The following is a 20,739-nucleotide window of genomic DNA, read 5'->3' on the forward strand; positions in this document are numbered from 1 at the left end:
ACATCAAGCCATGAACCTGTATTCACGCCGCATCTGGACCAACCGCCTGGGCATCGCCTTGTCCATGGTGGCCATGTCCTTCGGCCTTGCTGCCCTGCTGTGGATCCTCTGGACCCTCTTCTACAACGGTTTTGCAGCCCTGAGCTGGGACTTCTTTACCCAGGACACCCCTGCGCCGGGAACCGAGGGTGGTGGCCTGCGGAACGCCATCATCGGAAGCCTGATGATCGTGGTGGTGACCACCGTGGTGTCCACTCCCATCGGCATCCTGGCGGGTATTTATCTGGCCGAATTCGGTAGCAAGTCCAAATTCGCCGCCGCCACCCGCTTCGTCACGGACATCATGCTGTCGGCGCCTTCCATCGTCATCGGCCTGTTCGTCTACGCCCTGATGGTGGCCACCCTGGGCGGCTTCTCCGGTTGGGCGGGTTCCGTGGCCCTTTCCCTTATTGCCATTCCCGTAGTGGTGCGCACCACGGAAAACATGCTTTTACTGGTGCCCACCAGCCTGCGGGAAGCAGCTTTCGCAGTAGGGGCACCCCGCTGGCAGGTATCGCTCAAGGTCACGTTGCGGGCGGTCAAGGCTGGCGTGGTAACGGGTATTCTGCTGGCCATCGCTCGGGTCACCGGCGAGACGGCACCCCTGTTGTTCACTGCCTTGAACAACCAGTTCTACAGCACCGACATGTCCCAGCCCATGGGTAACCTGCCGGTGGTGATCTTCCAGTTCGCCATGAGCCCATATGACAACTGGGTCAGCCTGGCCTGGGGCGGTGCCCTGCTGATCGCCTTGTTCGTGCTGGGCGTCAATGTCCTGGCCCGCGTGCTGTTCCGCAAGAAATCCTCAGACTGATGCCGGAGTCCTCCATGTCCGCCCACCCTCATTTTGCCGATGGCGAAGAAGTTGTCTTGTCCATCCGGGACCTGAATTTCTATTACGGTGATTTCCAGGGGCTGAAGAAAGTGTCCATGGATATCGCGAAGCACAAGGTGACGGCATTCATCGGGCCTTCCGGTTGCGGCAAGTCCACCCTGTTGCGTACCTTCAACCGCATGTACGACCTGTATCCCGGTCAGCGTGCCGAAGGACAGATCAATTTCCACGGCAAGAACCTGCTGGACAAGAAACAGGACGTCAACCTGGTGCGTGCAAAGATCGGCATGGTGTTCCAGAAACCCACGCCCTTCCCCATGACCATCTACGAGAACATCGCCTTTGGGGTGCGTCTGTACGAGAAACTCTCCAAGTCTGAAATGGACGATCGTGTCGAGTGGGCCTTGCGCAAGGCGGCAATCTGGGAAGAAACCAAGGACATCCTGCAACGCAGCGGCCTGTCCCTTTCGGGGGGGCAGCAGCAGCGTCTGTGTATCGCCCGCACCATCGCGGTGAAGCCAGAAATCGTGTTGCTGGATGAGCCCACTTCGGCCCTGGACCCGATATCCACCGCCAAGATCGAGGAACTCATCAACGAGTTGAAGACCGAGTACACCATCGCCATCGTGACCCACAACATGCAGCAGGCGGCGCGGATATCCGATTACACCGCCTTCATGTACCTGGGGGAACTGATCGAGTTCAGCGCCACGGACGTGCTGTTCGTGAAGCCACAGGTCAAGCAGACGGAAGACTACATCACGGGCAGATTCGGATGATCGGGCAGCCTATATCGGTTGGGCGGTACTGACGCCCGAATGGTGTGGTTCGGGACTAAGCACGGCCAGGGAGGGCGGTGTTAAGGTGGGTGTCATAAAAATTTAATCAAGTTTTGATTGGCAGCACTGTATGTTGGCAGTCCAAGCCGGTGCCGCCATGAAGTCGCTTTCCCAAATACGCCTCGAACTCGAACAACTGCATGCCTCGGTGCTGGACGGCCAAAGGGCATTGTTGCAATGTTGGCGGCCCGTCGTCGCGGGGAAAGGTTTCTCCCCGGACGCGGCGAACCTGGCGTCCTACGTGGCCTTCCGACGCCAGGACCTGCGCAAGCTACAGGACAGGTTGCTGGAGTTGGGCCTGTCATCCCTTGGGCGTTGCGAGGCGCACGTGCTGCCTACCCTGGAATCGGTAGGCATGGCACTGGACGCCATGCTGGGCATGCCGCCCGACGAGAAGCGAGTAAGGAAGATGGCCCGCGCCAGCCAGGAGGGTGGTCGGCGTCTACTCAAGCACAGTGACATCCTGTTGGGCAAGGCCCCCGCCAATCGGGACATGCGCATCATGGTGACCCTGCCTTCCCTGGCCGCTGACGACAAGCGACTGGTCACCGACCTGGCGCGGCGTGGCATGGACCTGGCCCGCATCAATTGCGCCCATGACGATGCGGATGCCTGGAAGGCCATGATCAGCCACGTGCGTGGGGCCTCCGCCTCCGGGGGAAGGCCTTGCCGGGTGCTCATGGATCTGGCCGGGCCCAAGTTACGTACGGGGGATATCGGCGCGAAATCTCCTTCCCTGCGCCTCAAGCCCAAGCGGGATGACGGCGGCGAAGCGCGTACGCCAGCCTATTTCCTCCTGGATGCCAGCGGCGAGTTGGGCGGGCCTGGCCTGGGCCAGGTGGCGGGCATGGCGCGCTACCCCCGCATTGCCGTGGCGCGTGAGTGGCTGCGTCGGGTACGGCCGGGGGATGCGGTGGAACTGACTGATGCGCGTGGACGCAAGCGGCGCATCCTGGTGCTGGACCGGCTCAGCGATTACCACCTGCTGGCCTGCGTCACCGAGACGGTGTTGGTGACGCCGGGCCTGGCCTTGCGGCATCGGGCCAATCGTCGCGGGACGGGCGGGGCCGAGACTGTGGTGGGGCCCATGGAGCCCCAGGCGGGGGCGATCAGGGTGGCCATGGGGGATCGGATATTGCTCACCCGGGAGGATACTGATCTGGTGGCCGCCTGCGCCCCCGGTGGTGGAGGTGTTTGCGTGGGCCAGGTGCCCTGCGCCCAGCCGGAGGTTCTGGATTTCCTCAAGGCCGGGGAACGGGTGTTCATCGATGATGGCCGCATCACCGCCGAGGTGGAAAGCGTGGACGAGGCGGGTGCCTGGCTGCGCATCACCCGGGCCGCGCCGGAAGGGGACAAGATCCATTCCGCCAAGGGACTGAACTTTCCCGATAGCGACCTGGCGTTGCCGTCCCTGACGGACAAGGATTTGCGCGATCTGGATTTTGTCGCTGGCGAAGCTGACCTGGTGGGCTATTCTTTCCTGCGTGACGCCACGGACATGGACCGGCTGGGCGATGAACTGACGGCCAGGGGTGCCGGGCACATGGGCCGCATTGCCAAGATCGAGAATCGGCAGGCGGTGGCCCACCTGCCGGAAATCATCGTGCATGGTGCGGCCTCGGCCCCCTTTGGGCTCATGATCGCCCGGGGCGACTTGGCGGTGGAACTGGGCTGGGCACGGCTGGCGGAAATCCAGGAGGAAATCCTGTGGCTGGCGGAATCGGCCCGGGTGCCGGTGATCTGGGCCACCCAGGTGTTCGAGCAGATGATCCGGGTGAACCAGCCTACCCGGGCGGAAATGACAGACGCGGCCATGTCCCAGCGGGCGGAGTGCGTCATGCTGAACAAGGGGCCTTTCGTGCTGGACGCCATCGCCCTGCTGGACGATATTGCCGGCCGCATGCAGGGCCATCAGTTGAAGAAAAGCGCCCGCTTGCGGGCTTTGCATTGGTAGTCAGGAAATAAGGAAGCATCCCATGGCAAACGCAGTGAAAACCATCGCCAAGTACATTCGCAACAACCCGGGCTCCAGTGCAGAGGAAATCCTGCGGGGGCTTTGTGCAGCACTGGAAACCCAGGAATCCTTTGAGATCCACCGCATCTACGACTTGGACAAGAAAGTGTTCGAGATGGCCTTGGACCTGCTGGAAGAGTGGCGTTTCGACCGTCACGTGGTGGAACGCCGCCTGCAGAAGTACATGGACCAGAAGGACGACGAGTCCTGATCCTTTGCGGGATCAGGCCGGTGCCTTGATGGCCCGGGCCAGGGCCGACTCCAGTTGGCCGATGACCCCACTCCAGGCATTGTCGGCCATGTCCTTCGCGGCCTGATCACCCAGTTCCCTGCGCAAGGCCTCGTCCTGTGCCAGGGTGAGGACAGCTTGGACAAAGGCTGATGAATCCCCGGGCAGTACCGTAAGACCGTTTCGACCGTGCTGGATGAGGGCCGCGCCGGCGGCCCTGGCGTAGGCCACCACCCCTAGGCCGCTGGCCATGGCCTCGGCGATGACGTTGCCCCAGGTCTCAGAAAGACTGCCGAATATGAACAAGTCGGCACTGGCGTAATGCCTTGCCAGTTCATCTCCCGTGCGGGAGCCGGAAAAGATGTGATGGGGGTAATTCTCCTGGAGCTGAACCCGGGCGGGGCCGTCTCCTACCCATATCATGCGGGCCTTGGGATGAATGGCGAAAATGGCATCGAAGGCCCTCGCCACCAACTCCAGGTTTTTTTCCGGCGCCAGGCGACCCACATACAGGCAAGCCAGATCCTGTTCCTCCAGGCCCCATGCCAGGCGCAGGGAAGGGCTTCTGCGCCCGGGATGGTACAGGGTGGTATCCACCCCCCGGCCCACCACCTCCACGTTGGGAATGCCCCGGGCGGCTAGAGTCGTGGCCAGTTCCGGCGCCGGCACCAGGGTGGCGCTGCAGCGACGGTGCAGAGCATCCAGGGAGTGGGTCACCAGGGGCGAAAGCCAGCGCAGGCCATAGTGGCCGCTGTATTGATCGAAGTGGGTGTGGTAACCGGAGGTAACGGGCAGGCCCAAGCTGCGAGCCGTCAGAACCGCGGCCCAGCCCAGGGGGCCCTCGGTGACCACATGCACCACGTCCGGAAAATGTGTGCGCATCAGGCGACTCAGGCGGTGCCAGACAGGCAGGCCCAGTTTAATGCCTGGATAATTGGGCAGGGTGATGCCGGGCACGGTCCATTCCGCCTCGTTCCCCACGTCCGTCGGGTGCCGCCGGGGGCGCACCAGGCCCACCCAATGGCCCCGATCCCGCAGGCCGGCCACCATGCGGCCGGTGGTCATGGCCACGCCGTTGATCTCCGGCGGATAGGTTTCGGTGACGACCAGGAGACGCATGCGTTTATCGAGCCCGGGTCAGGCCGTCAGTTGTGCGTAAAGCCGGGCCATGCGTTGGGCCAGGGCGCTGTCAGACCATTCCTGGGCATAGGTCCTGGCCTCCGCGGCTAGTCCGGCGCGAAGGTCCGGGTCCCCCAGCAGTCGCAGCATGGTCTGGGCAAATTCCCGCGCATCGTCTGGCGCTACCAGGCAACCCCGGCCTGGCGACAGGATGTCCGCCGTGCCCATGACAGACTGGGCCACCACGGGGCAGCTCTGGGCCATGGCCTCCAGCAGCACCAGGCCCTGGGTCTCGGTGCGGGAGGCGAAGACGAAGGCATCCGCCGCCGCGTAGGCGTCCGGCAGTTCATGGCGCCGGTCCAGGTAGCCCAGAAAGCGTACGGCATCGTTAAGGCCAAGGCGCGCGGCCTGGCGGCGCAGGTCGGGCAGGGCGGGCCCTTCACCCGTGATCAGCAACAGCAGTTCCGGCATTTCCCGCCGGGCGTGGGCCAGGGCTGCCAGAAGAAATGCGATGTTCTTTTCGTGGGCCACCCGGCCGACGAAAAGGGCCACGGGAGTATCCGTTCCGATGTCGTGGCGGGCGCGGAAGCGCGCCCTGTCCCCGGGGCGGAATGCGTCTTCGGGCAGGCCCGTGGGCAGGACGTGCATGGCGGTCTCCACACCATAGGCATGCAACCGGTCACGCATGGCCGTGGAGGGCACCACCACCGCATCCAGTTCATTGCACTGCCCCCGGGAGAAGCGCCTGGCCAGGGATTTCAGGCTCCTGGCGGGCAGGAAGGGTATGTAGTGCTGGAGGTATTCCTCGAACAGGGTGTGGTAGGTGGCCAGCACCGGCTTGCCCAGCTTCCTTGCGGCATGGAGGCCGGCGTAGTGGGCGGCGAAAGGGGTCTGGACGTGGATGAGGTCGTAGCCCCGGGCGGCCTCCAGTACCGTCTGCCGCAGGGGCCGGTATTGCATGAGGCGGTCTTCCGGGTCCCGTGGCAGACGCCTGCCTGGCACCCGGATGATGTCGCCGGTGTCCGGCTCGTCGGCATAGCGGGGCGCCACCACGCCCACGTGAACATCATGTTCCCAAAGAGCAGAGCGGAAGGTCTCTATGGAGGTGGAAACGCCATTGATGCGCGGAAAGAACACGTCCGACACCATGAGGACACCCAGGAAGCCGTTCATGCGGCCTCTTTGGCGGCGGGCAGCAACTGGATTTCAGCGGGGCGGGTACGGGTGACGACACCCCAGTCCACCAGTTCCAGGCGGCCGTCGTGGTGCTCGACTATGGCTGTGCAGGAATCCACCCAGTCACCGCAGTTGGCATAGACCAGGCCGTCCACTTCCTTCAGGGCGGCCCAGTGGATGTGGCCGCAGATCACCCCGTCCATGCCACGTTCCCTTACGTGGCGCATGACGGAATCCTCGAAGTCGAAGATGAACTGCAGGGCGGTCTTGACCTTGCGCTTGGCATAGCCCGCCAGGGACCAGTAGCCGGCGATACCCAGCAGGCGACGTAGCCGGGACAGCCAGACGTTGGCCCGTACCAGCAGGTTGTAGGACATGTCCCCCAGCACCGCCACCCACTTGTGGTAGCGGGTGACCTGGTCGAAATCGTCGCCATGGATGAGCAGGAAGCGGCGCCCGTCGGCGGTCTCGTGCACGTATTCGCTGGCGATGTGGATGTCGCCGAAGGCCGACTCGCAGTAGTCCCGCAGAGCTTCGTCGTGGTTGCCAGGCACCAGGATGATCTTCTCGCCGTGGCGGGCCCGACGCAGCACCTTCTGCACGACGGTGTTCTGGGCCGTGTTCCAGTGGATGGAACGGCTCATGCTCCAGAAGTCGATGATGTCGCCCACCAGGAACAGGTGTTGGGAAGGGTGTTCCCTGAGGAAATCGAGCAGCCTGTCCGCCTGGCAGGCGCGGGTGCCCAGGTGGACATCCGAGATGAAGATGGCGCGTACGTCTGGCATGGCAGGCCACTTTGCCAGCCCATTGTGACGCTCCGGTGACAGCCTGGCCCAGCTGCCAGCGGCCTTGCGCCCTGTTGCGATGGTGCAATCGGGCATGCCGCATTGACCAGCCGGCACATACTGATTAACATGCGCGGTCTTTTTAGGAGGGGAACCCATGCGTCGCAAACTCGTGGCCGGCAACTGGAAAATGCACGGCACCCTGGCCGAGAACGATGCCCTGCTATCTGGCATCCTGGCTGGCATGGGGGGCGTGAAGGCCGACATGGCGGTTTGCGTGCCCTTCCCCTATCTGGCCCAGGTCCAGGCCAAGCTGTCCGGCAGTGCGGTCGCCTGGGGAGCCCAAAACATGAGCCAGCATGCCAAGGGTGCCTACACCGGTGAGGTGTCCGCCCCCATGCTCAAGGACTTCGGCTGCGCCTACGTCATCGTCGGCCACTCCGAGCGCCGCGCCCTTTACGGCGAGAGCGACGAGGTGGTGGCCGAGAAATTCGCCGCGGCCCAGTCCGCCGGCCTGACTCCCATCCTTTGCGTGGGCGAGACCCTGGACGAGCGGGAAAATGGCGTCACCGAGCAGGTGGTTGGGCGCCAACTGGATGCAGTTGTTGCCAAGAGCGGTGTGGCTGCCCTGGCCAAGGCCGTGGTGGCCTACGAGCCCGTGTGGGCCATTGGCACCGGCAAGACCGCCACCCCCGAGCAGGCACAGGCCGTGCACGCCTTCATCCGCGGCAAGATTCGTGCCTTGGACGCCGCCGTGGCGGAGGGTCTCGTCATCCAGTACGGTGGCAGCATGAAGCCGGGGAATGCTGCGGAATTGATGGGCCAGCCCGATATTGATGGCGGCCTCATTGGTGGCGCCTCCCTGAACCCCGAAGAGTTCCTGGCCATCTGCCGGGCCGGCTGAGGCAAAAATTAAGGAAAGAAAATGGAATTCATCGTCTGGGTCCTTCATCTGCTGGTGGCTGCCAGCGTAGTGGGACTTGTATTGCTGCAGCACGGCAAGGGTGCAGACATGGGTGCTGCCTTCGGCAGCGGATCCTCTGGCAGCCTGTTCGGCGCCAGCGGCTCCGCCAACTTCCTGTCCCGGACCACGGCCCTCCTGGCTACGGTGTTCTTCATCACCAGCCTGGGCTTGGCTTATTTTTCCGGCACCAGGCACAAGGTGGAACAGCCCTTGAACGTGCCCGCCGCGCCTGCAGTACCCCAGCAAGCGCCTGCGGCACCCGCGGGTGGAGTGGACAAATCGGGAGACATTCCCAAGTAATACATGTCGGGCACACCTATTTGGGTGTCCGATCATGCCGACGTGGTGAAATTGGTAGACACGCTGTCTTGAGGGGGCAGTGACGAAAGTCGTGCGAGTTCGAGTCTCGCCGTCGGCACCAGTACAACTTAGCAAGCATTTGCAGCAAGCATTTGCAGCAAGCATCTGCAAACAGCTTTAAAGCCTGCTTTTTAGCGGGCTTTGTTTTTTCTGCCGCACCTTCTGGTGCCTGCACTGATATGGCTGTATTTGTTTTTTTCCCCGGCGAACACCGGGAAATGCATGTGTTGTCATATTTCTTTCATAGGCTTTTCTCGCTGGAATCTCAGTGGGAGCTTGCCTTTGTCCATCCACTCAGTGTTTTGTCCCGTGCTCATACTTCAATTGGGGCGCATCGCGATTAAGAATAGTGGCGGAGCCAGGGTCGCTGGAACAGTAGCTCCGGCTCGCCTGAACCTTGTCCTGGCGCTGGGATGTGCGTTCTCCCAGCAGCGTGCCCTATTGGGAAACAGCATGGGGTTCGTCGATCGGGGTCAGCAGGCCCAGCAATCCACCCGGGCATTCGAAAAGTTCCTCACCTGATGGATCCGCAAGCAAAAAATCGCCCACCCATGACAGGTCCGGACCGTCTTGGGCCCCCTCCATTCCAGGGAGGGCAGGGGCTAAGGCTGGAAAGCCCGGTCGTTGCCCAGTTGATGCGTTCGGTGCCGTCCATCCGGGACTCAGCCGGCTGCCTGGAAGCCTTGGCAAGGTTCCACGCCGAGACCTGGCTTTGGGCACTGCCTGTAGTCGACCAGGAAAATCGGCCTGTGGCACTGATCGACCGGGCCAGCTTCGTTGAGTTTCTGAGCAGGCTCTATTCCAGGGATCTGTTTGGCAAGAGCAGGCTGGAAGACCTGCGAAAAACCAGACCGGAGGTGTTTGGTGGTGGAGCGCCGGTGGTCGTGGACGAGCAAACCAGTGTTGACGATGTGGCGCGGATCATCGTGGGCGAGGGCATGCGCCACATGGTGAGCGGGTTCATCGTGACCCGGGGAGGGCGCTACGCAGGTATCGCCAGCGGCAACGACCTGCTGGAGGAGATCACGCAACGCAAGCAGGCCGATCTCTATTACCTGGCCCATTACGATTCCCTTACGCAAATTCCCAATCGCATGCTGTTCACGGACCGCCTCAACCAGGCATGCCGGGAAGCCCAGCGCAGCGGTGCGGAGTTGGGGCTGATGTTCATCGACGTGGACCGCTTCAAGCAAATCAACGACTCCATGGGCCACGGCGTGGGGGATCTGTTGCTGCAGGGCGTGGTGAAGCGCCTGCAAGCCTGCATACGCGACTGCGACACCCTGGCCCGCCTGGGTGGGGATGAATTCGCGGTCCTGGTGGATGGGCTGCGCACGGTGGACGACATCGAAATTCTGGCGCGCCGTTTCATGGAAGCCATGCGGAAGCCCTTCACGATCCTGGATCGAGAAATTCGGGTCACTTTGAGCATTGGCATAGCGCTGTTTCCCCGAGACGATCGGGACGTGGGGGTGCTGCTCAGCAAGGCCGACGCTGCCATGTATGACGCAAAACTGAATGGCCGCAACGGTTTCCGCCGCTTTGAACCCGGCATGACCACCTATTCCCAGGAACGTCTTCAACTGGAGACGGATCTCAAGCGTGCCTTGGAGAACAAGGAGTTCTTTCTGGCGTACCAACCCCAAGTCAGCCTGCGTGACGGCCGGGTCGTGGGCGTGGAAGCCTTGGTGCGGTGGCTGCACCCACAGCGTGGCGTGTTGTCGCCGGGTGCGTTCATCGGTATCGCCGAGGATTCGGGCCAGATTGTGCCTATTGGGGAATGGGTGCTGGCTGAGGCCTGTCTGCAGCAGCGGGCCTGGCGGGACCAGGGGCTGCCACCGATGCGCATGTCGGTAAACATCTCGCCGCTTCAGTTCAGGCAGCCAAATTTCACCACCCGGGTAAGGGAATTGCTGGGTAACAACTGTGCTGACTACAGCATGCTGGAACTGGAATTGACCGAGGGCATGGTGATGAGTGACGCGACCCACGTCATGGAAACCCTTCAGGCGCTCCAGACACTAGGCGTGCATCTGGCGCTGGACGACTTCGGTACCGGGTTTTCCAGCCTGGGCTATCTGCAGCGTTTTCCCATCCATCGGCTGAAGATCGATCAGTCCTTTGTGCGGGAGGTGGATCGCATGCCGGTCAATGCGTCCATCATCCGCGCCATCGTGGCCTTGGCTCGCAGTCTTTCCATGGAAGTCGTGGCGGAAGGGGTGGAAAGCGACGCTGAGCTTGCCTTCGTGCGAAGCGTGGATTGCGATGAGTCACAAGGCTATTTTCATGCGCGGCCCATGTCTCCACAGCAGTTTGTTGAATGGATCCACGCCCGATCTCCTTGAATCAAGGACGGCAACCGATGGCCGGACACGAAACAATAGGGCAGGGAGATGACATCAAATTTCCTTATCGCCCCCTTAATAAATTTATTAAGCCATTGATGTATATGGGTTTTTTGGAATTGCTTTCCTTGACAGCTTTTCCGCTTACCCCCTAAACTCGCGCCTTTCCTGCTGCGCTTCGGCGCGGTCTAGTGGCTCAGCCGATCGGACGCAACGCGCGAAAAAATGCTCGAAAATTATTTTCCGGTTCTGATGTTCATACTGGTGGGGCTGGCAATAGGCGTGGTTCCCATGCTGGCGGGGTGGCTACTGGCCCCCAATCGTCCAGATGCGGAAAAGCTTTCCCCCTACGAGTGCGGTTTCGAGGCCTTCGAGGACGCGCGCATGAAGTTCGACGTGCGCTACTACCTGGTGGCCATCCTGTTCATCCTGTTCGACCTGGAGATCGCCTTCCTTTTCCCCTGGGCCGTGGTGCTGGAGGAAATCGGCTTGTTCGGTTTCGTCGCCATGGTGATCTTCCTGGGCATCCTCGTGGTGGGCTTCGTCTACGAGTGGATGAAGGGAGCGCTGGATTGGGAGTAAGGCTTTGGAACCGTTGGGCGAAGCGCTCCGTGCTTGCAATGGGGATCGAACCGGTGCAAAGGCCTGCCTGCGAAATGATGCGGGTGGGTATGGAATTGGCTTGTCGGAGCGGGCGTAAATGAGCATCGAAGGCATCCTGGAAAAAGGCTTTGTCACCACCACTGTGGACGCGGTGGTGAACTACACCCGTACCGGCTCTCTGTGGCCCATGACCTTTGGCCTGGCCTGTTGCGCCATCGAGATGATGCAGGCGGGCGCCTCCCGCTATGACCTGGACCGTTTCGGCATCGTTTTCCGTCCGAGCCCTCGCCAGTCGGACCTGATGATCGTGGCTGGCACCCTCTGCAACAAGATGGCCCCGGCCCTGCGCAAGGTATATGACCAGATGGCCGAGCCCCGATGGGTCATCTCCATGGGGTCCTGCGCCAATGGTGGTGGCTATTACCACTATTCCTATTCCGTCGTGCGTGGTTGCGACCGCATCGTGCCCGTGGACATCTATGTCCCCGGTTGCCCGCCCACCGCGGAGGCGCTGCTTTATGGGCTGGTGCAGTTGCAGAAGAAAATCCGGCGTACCAGCACCATCGCGCGCTGATAAAGGACTTATGACATGCCGTTGACCCCGGAAGCCCTGTTCGCGCGCCTTGAGGAGACCCTGGGGGATGATCTCCTCAAGGCCAACCTGGCCCTCGGAGAGGTAACCCTGGAAGTGGCCCAGGAAAACTGGGTGGACGTGTGTACGCGCCTGCGGGACGAACCCGGCCTGGGGTTCGATACCCTTATCGACCTGTGCGGCGTGGACTTCTCCGCCTACAAGGAGGGGGCGTGGGGCGGTCGCCGCTTCGCCGTGGTGGCGCACCTGCTTTCCGTGAAGAAGAATCAGCGCGTGCGGGTGCGCGCCTTTTGCACCGATGACGACCTCCCCGTGGTGGGCTCCCTGGTGGATGTCTGGCCCGCGGTGAACTGGTTCGAGCGGGAGGCTTTCGACCTGTTCGGCATCGTCTTCGATGGGCACCCGGATCTGCGTCGCATCCTTACCGACTATGGCTTCATCGGCCACCCGTTCCGCAAGGACTTTCCCCTCTCCGGCCATGTGGAGATGCGCTACGATCCTGACCTCAAGCGGGTGGTCTATCAGCCTGTCACCGTGGAGCCCCGGGAGATCACGCCCCGCATCCTGCGCGAGGAAAACTACGGCGACACCAACGTGGAGAGCAGCCGTGGCTGAGATCCGCAATTACACCCTGAACTTCGGACCGCAACACCCCGCTGCCCATGGCGTATTGCGCCTGGTGCTGGAACTTGATGGCGAGGTCATCGAGCGGGCCGATCCCCATGTCGGCCTGCTGCATCGCGGCACCGAGAAGTTGGCCGAACACAAGACTTTCCTCCAGTGCGTACCCTACATGGACCGCCTGGACTACATGTCCATGATGCAGAACGAGCATGCCTACTGCATGGCCATCGAGAAGTTGCTGCGGTTGCCGGTGCCGGAGCGGGCCCAGTACATCCGCGTGATGTTCGACGAGATCACCCGTATCCTGAACCACCTGCTGTGGCTGGGTACCCACGCCCTGGACGTGGGCGCCATGACTGTCTTCCTGTATGCCTTCCGTGAGCGGGAGGATCTCATGGACGTGTACGAGGCCGTGTCCGGCGCCCGCATGCACGCGGCCTACTATCGGCCTGGCGGCGTGTATCGCGACCTGCCGGACAGTATGCCCCAGTACGCCGCCCAGCACACCCGCAATGCCGCCGCCATGGCGGATATGAACGCCAACCGCCAGGGCTCCGTACTGGATTTCATCGAGGACTTCACCCGCCGTTTCCCCAGGTATGTGGACGAGTACGAGACCCTGCTCACGGATAACCGCATCTGGAAGCAGCGTACCGTGGGCATCGGCGTGCTGGACCCGGACCGGGCCAAGGCCCTGGGTTGCACCGGCCCCATGGTGCGGGGTTCCGGCATTGCCTGGGATTTGCGCAAGATGCAGCCCTATGCCGCCTACGAGCATATGGACTTCGAGATCCCCGTGGGCCGCAACGGCGACTGCTACGACCGTTACCTGGTGCGCATGGAGGAGATGCGCCAGTCCAACCGCATCATCAAGCAGTGCGTGGACTGGTTGCGCAAGGATGAAGCCAAAGGAGCGGGTCCTGTGATCACCGACAACCACAAGGTGGCGCCGCCTTCCCGAGAGGCCATGAAGTCCAACATGGAAGAGCTTATCCACCATTTCAAGCTCTTCACCGAGGGCATGCACGTGCCCGAGGGCGAGGCCTACGCGGCGGTGGAGCACTCCAAGGGCGAGTTCGGCGTGTATCTGGTGTCGGATGGCGCCAACAAGCCTTACCGCCTCAAGCTGCGCGCCCCCGGCTTCTCCCACCTCGCCGCCATGGATGAACTCTCCCGCGGCCACATGATCGCCGACGCGGTGGCCATCATCGGCACCCTAGACATCGTCTTCGGCGACATCGACCGCTGACCCCAGAACCCGACCATGCTGACTGCTGAATCCCTCGCCCAGATCGACAAGGAATGCGCCAAATACCCGGCTGACCAGAAGCAGTCGGCGGTGATGGGCGCCCTGCGCATCGCCCAGACCGAACTGGGCTGGCTGTCCAGGGACACCATCGCCTACGTGGCCGACTACCTGGACATGCCCGCCATCGCCGTGTACGAGGTGGCCACGTTCTACAACATGTATGACCTGGAGCCTGTGGGTCGCAACAAGGTGACCCTGTGCACCAACCTGCCCTGCCAGCTGCAGGGGGCGGACAAGATTGCCGAGCGCATGCAGGCCAAGCTGGGCATCGGCTTCGGCGAGACCACGGCGGACGGGCGCTACACCCTGAAGGAAGGCGAGTGCATGGGCACTTGCGGCCACGGCCCCCTGTGCCTGCACAACAACCACAAGATGCACACCCATCTGACCCCCGAGTCGGTGGAAAAACTCCTGGATGACATGAAATGAGCATGACGCGGAGCCGCCTCAAGTCAGGTCTTAACCCCCTTGGGGGGTGTGCTTGTATCTACAAGCACGGGGGCCGAGTAAATGCCCTCGGGGGGCGGGCTTGCGTGTTCGTTCCTGCATGCAAGCGCGGGGATGGTCTATGAGTTTGAACACGCCTGACACCCAGGTCTGCCTCTGGACCCTGGGCTACGACAACCCCGCCAGCCTGGCCACCTACACGGCCAACGGCGGCTACGAGGCCCTGAAGAAGATACTGGTGGAGAAGACGCCCGCCGAGCAGATCATCGAGCAGGTGAAGATCTCCGCCCTGCGGGGCCGGGGCGGCGCCGGCTTCCCCACGGGCCTGAAGTGGAGCTTCATGCCCCGCAGCTTCCCCGGGGACAAGTACGTGGTCTGCAACACGGACGAGGGCGAGCCGGGCACCTTCAAGGACCGGGACATCGTCCAGTTCAACCCCCACCAGCTCATCGAGGGCATGGTCATCGCCGGCTACACCCTGGGGGCCAGGGCCGGCTACAACTACATCCACGGCGAGATCTTCGAGCAGTACGCCTCCTGGGAAAAAGCCCTGGATGAGGCCCGGGCCGCCGGCTTCCTGGGCAGGAACATCCTGGGCTCCGGCTGGGACTTCGACCTCCACGCCCACCACGGCTACGGCGCCTACATCTGCGGCGAGGAAACCGCCCTGCTGGAGTCCATCGAAGGCAAGAAGGGGCAGCCCCGCTTCAAGCCCCCGTTCCCCGCCAGCTTCGGCCTGTACGGCAAGCCCACCACCATCAACAACACCGAGACCCTGGCCAGCATTCCCTGGATCATGCGCCACGGCGGCCAGGCCTTCCTGGAACTGGGCAAGCCCAACAACGGCGGCTCCAAGATCTTTTCCATCTCCGGCCACGTGAACAAGCCGGGCAACTACGAGATCCCCCTGGGAACGCCTTTCGCCGACCTCCTGGAAATGGCCGGTGGCGTGCGCGACGGGCACAAGCTGAAGGCCGTCATCCCCGGCGGTTCCTCCGCTCCCGTGTTGCCAGGCGACGTGATGATGGGCTGCACCCTGGACTTCGATGCCATCGCCAAGGCGGGCTCCATGCTGGGTTCCGGCGCGGTCATCGTCATGGACGAGACGGTGTGCATGGTGAAGGCCCTGGAGCGCCTGTCCTATTTCTACTTCGAGGAATCCTGCGGCCAGTGCACGCCCTGCCGCGAGGGCACGGGCTGGATGTACCGCATCGTGCACCGCATCGAGCACGGCAAGGGCCGGCCCGAGGATCTGGACGAGCTGGTGCGCATCGGCGGCAACATCGGCGGCCGCACCATCTGTGCCTTGGGCGATGCCGCCGTGGGCCCGGTGGTGAGCTTCGTCAAGCACTTCCGCCAGGAATTCGAGTACCACATCGAGAACAAGCGCTGCATGGTGGGCGCCTGACATGAATAACCCCCTACCTCACTCCGTTCGCGTCCCCCCAAGGGGGAGCATGGCCTCCCTCGGGGCGGCCCGCCGGGAGTCCTGACATGCCACTGATCGAAATCGACGGCCAGGAAATGGAAGTCGCGCCGGGCGCGACGGTGATGGACGCCGCCCATCAGGCCGGCATCGCCATTCCCCATTTCTGCTACCACAAGAAGCTGTCCATCGCCGCCAACTGCCGCATGTGCCTGGTGGAGGTGGAGAAGGCGCCCAAGCCCCTGCCGGCCTGCGCCACCCCCGTCACCGACGGCATGAAGGTGAAGACCCATTCCCCCAAGGCCATCGAGGCCCAGAAGGGCGTGATGGAGTTCCTGCTCATCAACCACCCACTGGATTGCCCCATCTGCGACCAGGGCGGAGAGTGCATGCTGCAGGATATGGCCGTGGGCTACGGCGGCTCCGCCTCCAGCTACAGCGAACCCAAGCGGGTGGTGAAGGAAAAGGACTTGGGTCCCCTCATCGCCACCGACATGACCCGCTGCATCCACTGCAGCCGCTGCGTGCGCTTCGGCCAGGAAGTTGCTGGCCTGATGGAGCTGGGCATGGCCGGTCGCGGCGAGCACAGCGAGGTGATGCCCTTCCTGGAGGCCCAGGTCACCCACGAGCTGTCAGGCAACGTCATCGAGCTGTGCCCCGTGGGCGCCCTGACCTCCAAGCCTTTCCGCTTCGCCGCCCGGTCCTGGGAACTGTCCCGCCGCAAGGCGGTGAGTCCCCACGACGGCCTGGGCGCCAACCTCCAGGTTCACGTGAAGAACGGCAAGGTTTTCCGCGTGGTGCCCCAGGAGAACGAGCCCGTCAACGAATGCTGGATCGCCGACCGTGACCGCTACAGCTACGAGGCTCTGAACAGTGCCGAACGCCTTACCAAGCCTTTGGTGAAGGAAGGTGGTCAGTGGATGGAGATCGGCTGGCAGGACGCCCTGGAGCGGGTGGCTGCCAACCTGGTGCATGTCCGCGAGACCAAGGGCGTCGCCGCCATCGGTGGCCTGGTTTCTGCCCACCAGACCGTGGAAGAGCTGTATCTCTTCACCAAGGTGCTGCGGGGCCTGGGCAGCGAGAACATCGACCACCGTCTGGCCCAGGCCGGTGCCATGGTGGGGCAGGGTGCCCGATGGCTGGGCTTGCCCATCGAACAACTCGACAATCTGGAGCGCATCCTGCTGGTGGGCTCCACCCTGCGCCAGGAGCAGCCCCTGGTGGCCCGGCGCATCCGCCAGGCCGTGAAGAACAAGGGCCAGCTCAACGTCATCCATGCCGCAGACGACAACCTGCTGTGCAAAGTTCACGGCAAGCTCATCGCCAGTCCCGGTGCCTGGGTGAATGCCCTGGCCCAGGTGGCCAAGGCCATGCATGTGGATGTAGGGCATGTGGATGTGTCCGATGCCGCCCGCGCCATCGCCGACAGCCTGATGGGTGGCGAGCAGAAGGCCGTGCTGCTGGGCGCCCTGGCCCAGAACCATCCCGACGCGGACCGCATCCATGCCCTGGCCCAGGCCATCGCCCAGGCCTCCGGCGCAACCCTGGGCTTCCTTTCCGTGGCCGCCGATTCCGTGGGCGCCCAGCTGGCCGGCGCCCTGCCGGGACCGAACGGCCTCAATGCCACCGCCATGCTGGCCCAGCCCGAGGGATCGTCAATTCGCGCTTATGTCTTGATGGGCGTGGAGCCGGAGCTGGACGCCTTCGATGCCGCCGCTGCCCGGGCCGCCATCAAGGCCGCCGACTTCTCCGTGGCCCTGACGGCCTTCAGGAGCCCGGCCCTGGAAGATTGCAACGTGCTGCTGCCCATCGCGCCCTTCACCGAGACGGCCGGCACCTACGTGAACATGGAAGGCCGCGCGCAGTCCTTCCACGGCGCCGTGAAGCCCCTGGGCGAGGCACGGCCCGCCTGGAAGGTGTTGCGGGTATTGGGCAACCTGTTGTCCCTGAATGGCTTCGACTACGACAGCGTGGAGTCCGTGGGGGCCGATGCCCTGCCCCGGGGCCAGGGCAATATCTCCGCCCATCTGGACAACACCATCGCCGGCGTCGTCTTGGGCGATCTCAGTGGCGAAGCCGGCATCCGCCGCCTGGGCGAGACCCCCATCTACCAACTGGATCCCCTGACGCGCCGGGCGCCCGCCCTCCAGGCCACTGCCGGGGCGGATGGCGAGGTCTTCGCCAACGGCCGCCTGCTGGCTGGCCTGGGACTGGAGGCCGGTGTCAGCGTACGGGTGAAGCAGGGGGACGCCGCCGCCGTGCTGACCCTGCGCCAGGATGACCGCCTGGCCGACGACGTGTTGCGTGTTTCCGCTGGCGGTGTCACGAAGGCCTGCCTGGGTGCCCGGTTCGGTGCCATTACCGTGGAGCGTGCCTGATGGATGCCCTGCTAGCACCCTTGCTGGTGACCGCCTCTGATCTGCTTGGGCCGGCCTGGCTGCCCCTCTGGACCCTGGTGAAGATCATGGTCATCGTCGCGCCCCTGATGATCGGCGTGGCCTATCTGACCTACGCCGAGCGCAAGGTCATCGGCTACATGCAGGTGCGCATCGGCCCCAACCGCGTCGGTTACTTCGGCCTGCTGCAGCCCCTGGCCGACGGTATCAAGCTGCTGATGAAGGAGATCGTCATACCCAGCGGCGCCAACAAGGGCCTCTTCCTGCTGGGGCCGGTGCTGGCCATCGCCCCCGCCCTGGCGGCCTGGGCCGTGTTCCCCTTCACCGACCATCTGGTGCTGGCCAACGTCAACGCCGGCCTGTTGTACATCATGGCCATCACCTCCATGGGCGTGTATGGCGTGGTCATCGCCGGCTGGGCCTCCAACTCCAAGTACGCCTTTCTGGGAGCCATGCGTTCATCGGCCCAGATCGTGTCCTATGAAATCGCCATGGGATTTGCATTGGTCGGGGTGCTGATGGCTTCCCAGAGCCTGAATCTCATCGACATCGTCCAGGGACAGGCGGGCGGTTTCTGGCACTGGTACTGGCTGCCCCTGTTCCCCCTGTTCATGGTGTACCTGATCTCCGGCGTGGCGGAGACCAACCGGGCGCCCTTCGACGTGGCGGAAGGGGAATCGGAGATCGTGGCCGGCTTTCATGTGGAATATTCGGGCATGGCCTTCGCCGTGTTCTTCCTGGCGGAATACGCCAACATGATCCTCATTGCCGGCCTTACCAGCGTCATGTTCCTGGGGGGCTGGCTGTCGCCGCTGCCTTTCCTGCCGGACGGCATCCTCTGGATGTTCGCCAAGATGAGCTTCGTGCTCTTCCTGTTCCTGTGGTTCCGCGCCACCTTCCCCCGCTACCGCTATGACCAGATCATGCGCCTGGGCTGGAAGGTGTTCATCCCCGTGACCCTGGTGTGGATCCTGGTGGTGGGCGCCGCCATGCAGACCCCCTGGGGCTACCTGTTCCATTGAGGGGAATATATGTGCAGCCCTCTAGCTCACTTCGTTCGCGTCTCCCCCAAGGGGGAGCCTGGCCTCCCTCGGGGCGGCCCGTCGGGAGGCCTGACATGCTGAACCGGATCAAGTACTTCTTCGACACCTTCCTGCTCACCGAGCTGGTGAAGGGAATGGCCCTCACGGGCCGCCACCTGTTCGCTCGCAAGATCACGGTACAGTTTCCGGAGGAGAAGACGCCCCAGTCCTTCCGCTTCCGGGGACTCCATGCCCAGCGCCGCTATCCCAACGGCGAGGAACGCTGCATCGCCTGCAAGCTGTGCGAGGCCGTGTGCCCGGCCCTGGCCATCAAGATCGAGTCGGAGCAGCGGGCGGATGGCACGCGCCGCACCACGGTGTACGACATCGACCTGACCAAGTGCATATTCTGCGGCTTCTGCGAGGAAGCCTGCCCGGTGGATGCCATCGTCGAGACCCGCGTACTGGAGTACCACGGCGAGAAGCGGGGCGACCTCTACTACACCAAGGACATGCTCCTGGCGGTGGGGGACAAATACGAAGAGCAGATCGCCAAGGACCGTGCCCAGGACGCCCGTTACCGGTAAACATGTGCAAAGTGAAAGGTGAAAAGTGAAATGTAAAACCGCAGCGAAACGTCACGTTTCACATTTCACTTTTCACATTTCACAGAACTGAACATGGAATTCACCTCCGTCATCTTCTATTTCCTCTCCGCCATCCTGTTGCTGGCGGGCCTGCGCGTCATCACCGCGCGCAACCCGGTGCACGCGGCGCTGGCCCTGGTGCTGGCCTTCTTCAGCGCCGCCGGCCTGTGGATGCTGCTCCAGGCGGAATTCCTGGCCATCACCCTGGTGCTGGTCTACATCGGCGCGGTCATGGTGCTGTTCCTGTTCGTGGTGATGATGCTGGACATCAACCTGGAGGAACTGCGCAAGGGCTTCTGGAGCTACCTGCCGGCGGGCCTGCTGGTGGGCGGCCTCATGGTGGTGGAGATGGTGATGGTGCTGAAGGGCAAGGACTTCGGCATGGTGGCGCCCCTGGCCAAGGCCGCCGACTACAGCAACACCAAGGAGCTGGGGCGCCTGCTCTATACCGAATATGTCTATCCCTTCGAACTGGCCGCCGTGCTGCTGGTGGTGGCCATGATCGCCGCCATCGTCCTGACCCACCGCAAGCGGCCGGGCAACAAGTCCATCGATCCGGCCATCCAGGTGAAGGTGAAACGGGCCGATCGCGTCCGCCTGGTGAACGTGAAACCCCAGAAGCCGGAAGCGCGAAAGGAAGAGGATTAAGCAGATGGACGTCGGACTCTCCCATTACCTCATCCTCGGTTCCATCCTGTTCGCCATCAGCGTGGTGGGCATCTTCCTGAACCGCAAGAATGTGCTCATCCTGCTCATGGCCATCGAACTGATGCTGCTGGCGGTGAACATCAACTTCGTCGCCTTCTCCGCCTACTTGAACGACATGGCGGGCCAGGTGTTTGTGTTCTTCATCCTCACCGTGGCCGCGGCGGAGTCCGCCATCGGCCTGGCCATCCTGGTGGTGCTGTTCCGCAATCTGCGCAGCATCAACGTGGAAGACCTGGATTCCCTGAAGGGCTGACGGCATG

The 20,739-nt window shown here is 63.0% G+C and carries 22 protein-coding genes and 1 tRNA gene; 20 read left to right on the forward strand and 3 right to left on the reverse strand.

Annotated elements, in window-relative coordinates; genetic code table 11:
* Window positions 1-10 precede the first annotated feature (10 nt).
* From pstA to H6935_13045, 4 genes are all read left to right on the forward strand, one after another.
* Entirely contained in the window at window positions 11-853 is an 843-nt protein-coding gene (gene pstA / locus H6935_13030; protein MCP5279266.1) for a phosphate ABC transporter permease PstA, read from the forward strand.
* The gene (gene pstB / locus H6935_13035; GenBank protein ID MCP5279267.1) at window positions 853-1,653 is read left to right on the forward strand and encodes a phosphate ABC transporter ATP-binding protein PstB; all 801 of its coding nucleotides are present in this window, start codon (window positions 853-855) and stop codon (window positions 1,651-1,653) included. The genes pstA and pstB overlap by 1 nt, the downstream gene beginning before the upstream one ends.
* A 130-nt stretch (window positions 1,654-1,783) precedes the next feature.
* Window positions 1,784-3,667: a pyruvate kinase gene (locus H6935_13040; GenBank protein ID MCP5279268.1), complete on the forward strand. Its 1,884-nt coding sequence runs from the start codon at window positions 1,784-1,786 to the stop codon at window positions 3,665-3,667.
* Between the two features lie 22 nt (window positions 3,668-3,689).
* Complete coding sequence (locus H6935_13045; protein ID MCP5279269.1) at window positions 3,690-3,938, forward strand: hypothetical protein; 249 nt, start codon at window positions 3,690-3,692, stop codon at window positions 3,936-3,938.
* Window positions 3,939-3,950: 12 nt separating this feature from the next.
* Here the strand turns inward: H6935_13045 and H6935_13050 are convergent, their stop codons facing one another.
* Genes H6935_13050 through H6935_13060 form a run of 3 tightly spaced genes read right to left on the reverse strand, consistent with a single transcriptional unit; the run spans window position 3,951 to window position 7,036 of the window.
* Entirely contained in the window at window positions 3,951-5,075 is a 1,125-nt protein-coding gene (locus H6935_13050; GenBank protein ID MCP5279270.1) for a glycosyltransferase family 1 protein, read from the reverse strand.
* Between the two features lie 18 nt (window positions 5,076-5,093).
* On the reverse strand, window positions 5,094-6,236 hold the full coding sequence (locus H6935_13055; GenBank protein MCP5279271.1) for a glycosyltransferase: 1,143 nt from the start codon (window positions 6,234-6,236) through the stop codon (window positions 5,094-5,096).
* Window positions 6,237-6,244: 8 nt separating this feature from the next.
* A complete protein-coding gene (locus H6935_13060; GenBank protein MCP5279272.1) occupies window positions 6,245-7,036 on the reverse strand; it encodes a UDP-2,3-diacylglucosamine diphosphatase in 792 nt (263 codons plus the stop codon).
* Window positions 7,037-7,193: 157 nt separating this feature from the next.
* Here H6935_13060 and H6935_13065 point away from each other — a divergent pair, with 157 nt between their 5' ends.
* The 16 genes from H6935_13065 (at window position 7,194) to nuoK (ending at window position 20,732) form a co-directional block, all read left to right on the forward strand.
* Window positions 7,194-7,940, forward strand: a complete 747-nt coding sequence (locus H6935_13065) for a triose-phosphate isomerase (GenBank protein ID MCP5279273.1) — start codon at window positions 7,194-7,196, stop codon at window positions 7,938-7,940.
* 21 nt (window positions 7,941-7,961) lie between these two features.
* Window positions 7,962-8,300 carry a preprotein translocase subunit SecG gene (gene secG, locus H6935_13070; GenBank protein MCP5279274.1) on the forward strand — a complete coding sequence of 113 codons (339 nt, stop codon included), beginning with the start codon at window positions 7,962-7,964 and terminating at the stop codon, window positions 8,298-8,300.
* A 36-nt stretch (window positions 8,301-8,336) separates the two neighbouring features.
* Window positions 8,337-8,421 (forward strand) — tRNA-Leu (locus tag H6935_13075).
* Between the two features lie 31 nt (window positions 8,422-8,452).
* Window positions 8,453-8,704 (forward strand): hypothetical protein, encoded by a 252-nt coding sequence (locus H6935_13080; protein ID MCP5279275.1) that lies wholly within the window; start codon window positions 8,453-8,455, stop codon window positions 8,702-8,704.
* Between the two features lie 405 nt (window positions 8,705-9,109).
* On the forward strand, window positions 9,110-10,705 hold the full coding sequence (locus tag H6935_13085) for an EAL domain-containing protein (GenBank protein MCP5279276.1): 1,596 nt from the start codon (window positions 9,110-9,112) through the stop codon (window positions 10,703-10,705).
* A 225-nt stretch (window positions 10,706-10,930) separates the two neighbouring features.
* The gene (locus H6935_13090) at window positions 10,931-11,287 is read left to right on the forward strand and encodes an NADH-quinone oxidoreductase subunit A (protein ID MCP5279277.1); all 357 of its coding nucleotides are present in this window, start codon (window positions 10,931-10,933) and stop codon (window positions 11,285-11,287) included.
* A 118-nt stretch (window positions 11,288-11,405) separates the two neighbouring features.
* A complete protein-coding gene (locus H6935_13095) occupies window positions 11,406-11,882 on the forward strand; it encodes an NADH-quinone oxidoreductase subunit B (protein ID MCP5279278.1) in 477 nt (158 codons plus the stop codon).
* A gap of 15 nt (window positions 11,883-11,897) precedes the next feature.
* Window positions 11,898-12,515, forward strand: coding sequence for an NADH-quinone oxidoreductase subunit C (locus H6935_13100; protein ID MCP5279279.1), 618 nt, complete (start codon window positions 11,898-11,900; stop codon window positions 12,513-12,515).
* The gene (locus H6935_13105; protein ID MCP5279280.1) at window positions 12,508-13,773 is read left to right on the forward strand and encodes an NADH-quinone oxidoreductase subunit D; all 1,266 of its coding nucleotides are present in this window, start codon (window positions 12,508-12,510) and stop codon (window positions 13,771-13,773) included. The genes H6935_13100 and H6935_13105 overlap by 8 nt, the downstream gene beginning before the upstream one ends.
* A gap of 15 nt (window positions 13,774-13,788) precedes the next feature.
* Window positions 13,789-14,262 carry an NADH-quinone oxidoreductase subunit NuoE gene (gene nuoE, locus H6935_13110; GenBank protein ID MCP5279281.1) on the forward strand — a complete coding sequence of 158 codons (474 nt, stop codon included), beginning with the start codon at window positions 13,789-13,791 and terminating at the stop codon, window positions 14,260-14,262.
* Window positions 14,263-14,401: 139 nt separating this feature from the next.
* A complete protein-coding gene (gene nuoF / locus H6935_13115; GenBank protein ID MCP5279282.1) occupies window positions 14,402-15,688 on the forward strand; it encodes an NADH-quinone oxidoreductase subunit NuoF in 1,287 nt (428 codons plus the stop codon).
* An 86-nt stretch (window positions 15,689-15,774) separates the two neighbouring features.
* Window positions 15,775-18,084, forward strand: coding sequence for an NADH-quinone oxidoreductase subunit G (locus H6935_13120; protein MCP5279283.1), 2,310 nt, complete (start codon window positions 15,775-15,777; stop codon window positions 18,082-18,084).
* Window positions 18,084-19,124: an NADH-quinone oxidoreductase subunit NuoH gene (nuoH, locus tag H6935_13125; protein ID MCP5279284.1), complete on the forward strand. Its 1,041-nt coding sequence runs from the start codon at window positions 18,084-18,086 to the stop codon at window positions 19,122-19,124. Before H6935_13120 ends, nuoH begins: the two co-directional genes overlap by 1 nt.
* Window positions 19,125-19,222: 98 nt before the next feature.
* Window positions 19,223-19,711: an NADH-quinone oxidoreductase subunit NuoI gene (nuoI, locus tag H6935_13130; GenBank protein ID MCP5279285.1), complete on the forward strand. Its 489-nt coding sequence runs from the start codon at window positions 19,223-19,225 to the stop codon at window positions 19,709-19,711.
* Between the two features lie 93 nt (window positions 19,712-19,804).
* The gene (locus H6935_13135; GenBank protein ID MCP5279286.1) at window positions 19,805-20,419 is read left to right on the forward strand and encodes an NADH-quinone oxidoreductase subunit J; all 615 of its coding nucleotides are present in this window, start codon (window positions 19,805-19,807) and stop codon (window positions 20,417-20,419) included.
* 4 nt (window positions 20,420-20,423) lie between these two features.
* Window positions 20,424-20,732 (forward strand): NADH-quinone oxidoreductase subunit NuoK, encoded by a 309-nt coding sequence (nuoK, locus tag H6935_13140; protein MCP5279287.1) that lies wholly within the window; start codon window positions 20,424-20,426, stop codon window positions 20,730-20,732.
* The last annotated feature ends 7 nt before the right edge of the window (window positions 20,733-20,739 follow it).

Origin of the sequence: Thiobacillus sp. (genome assembly GCA_024235835.1) — a bacterium.
Taxonomy (GTDB): Bacteria; Pseudomonadota; Gammaproteobacteria; order Burkholderiales; family Thiobacillaceae; genus PFJX01.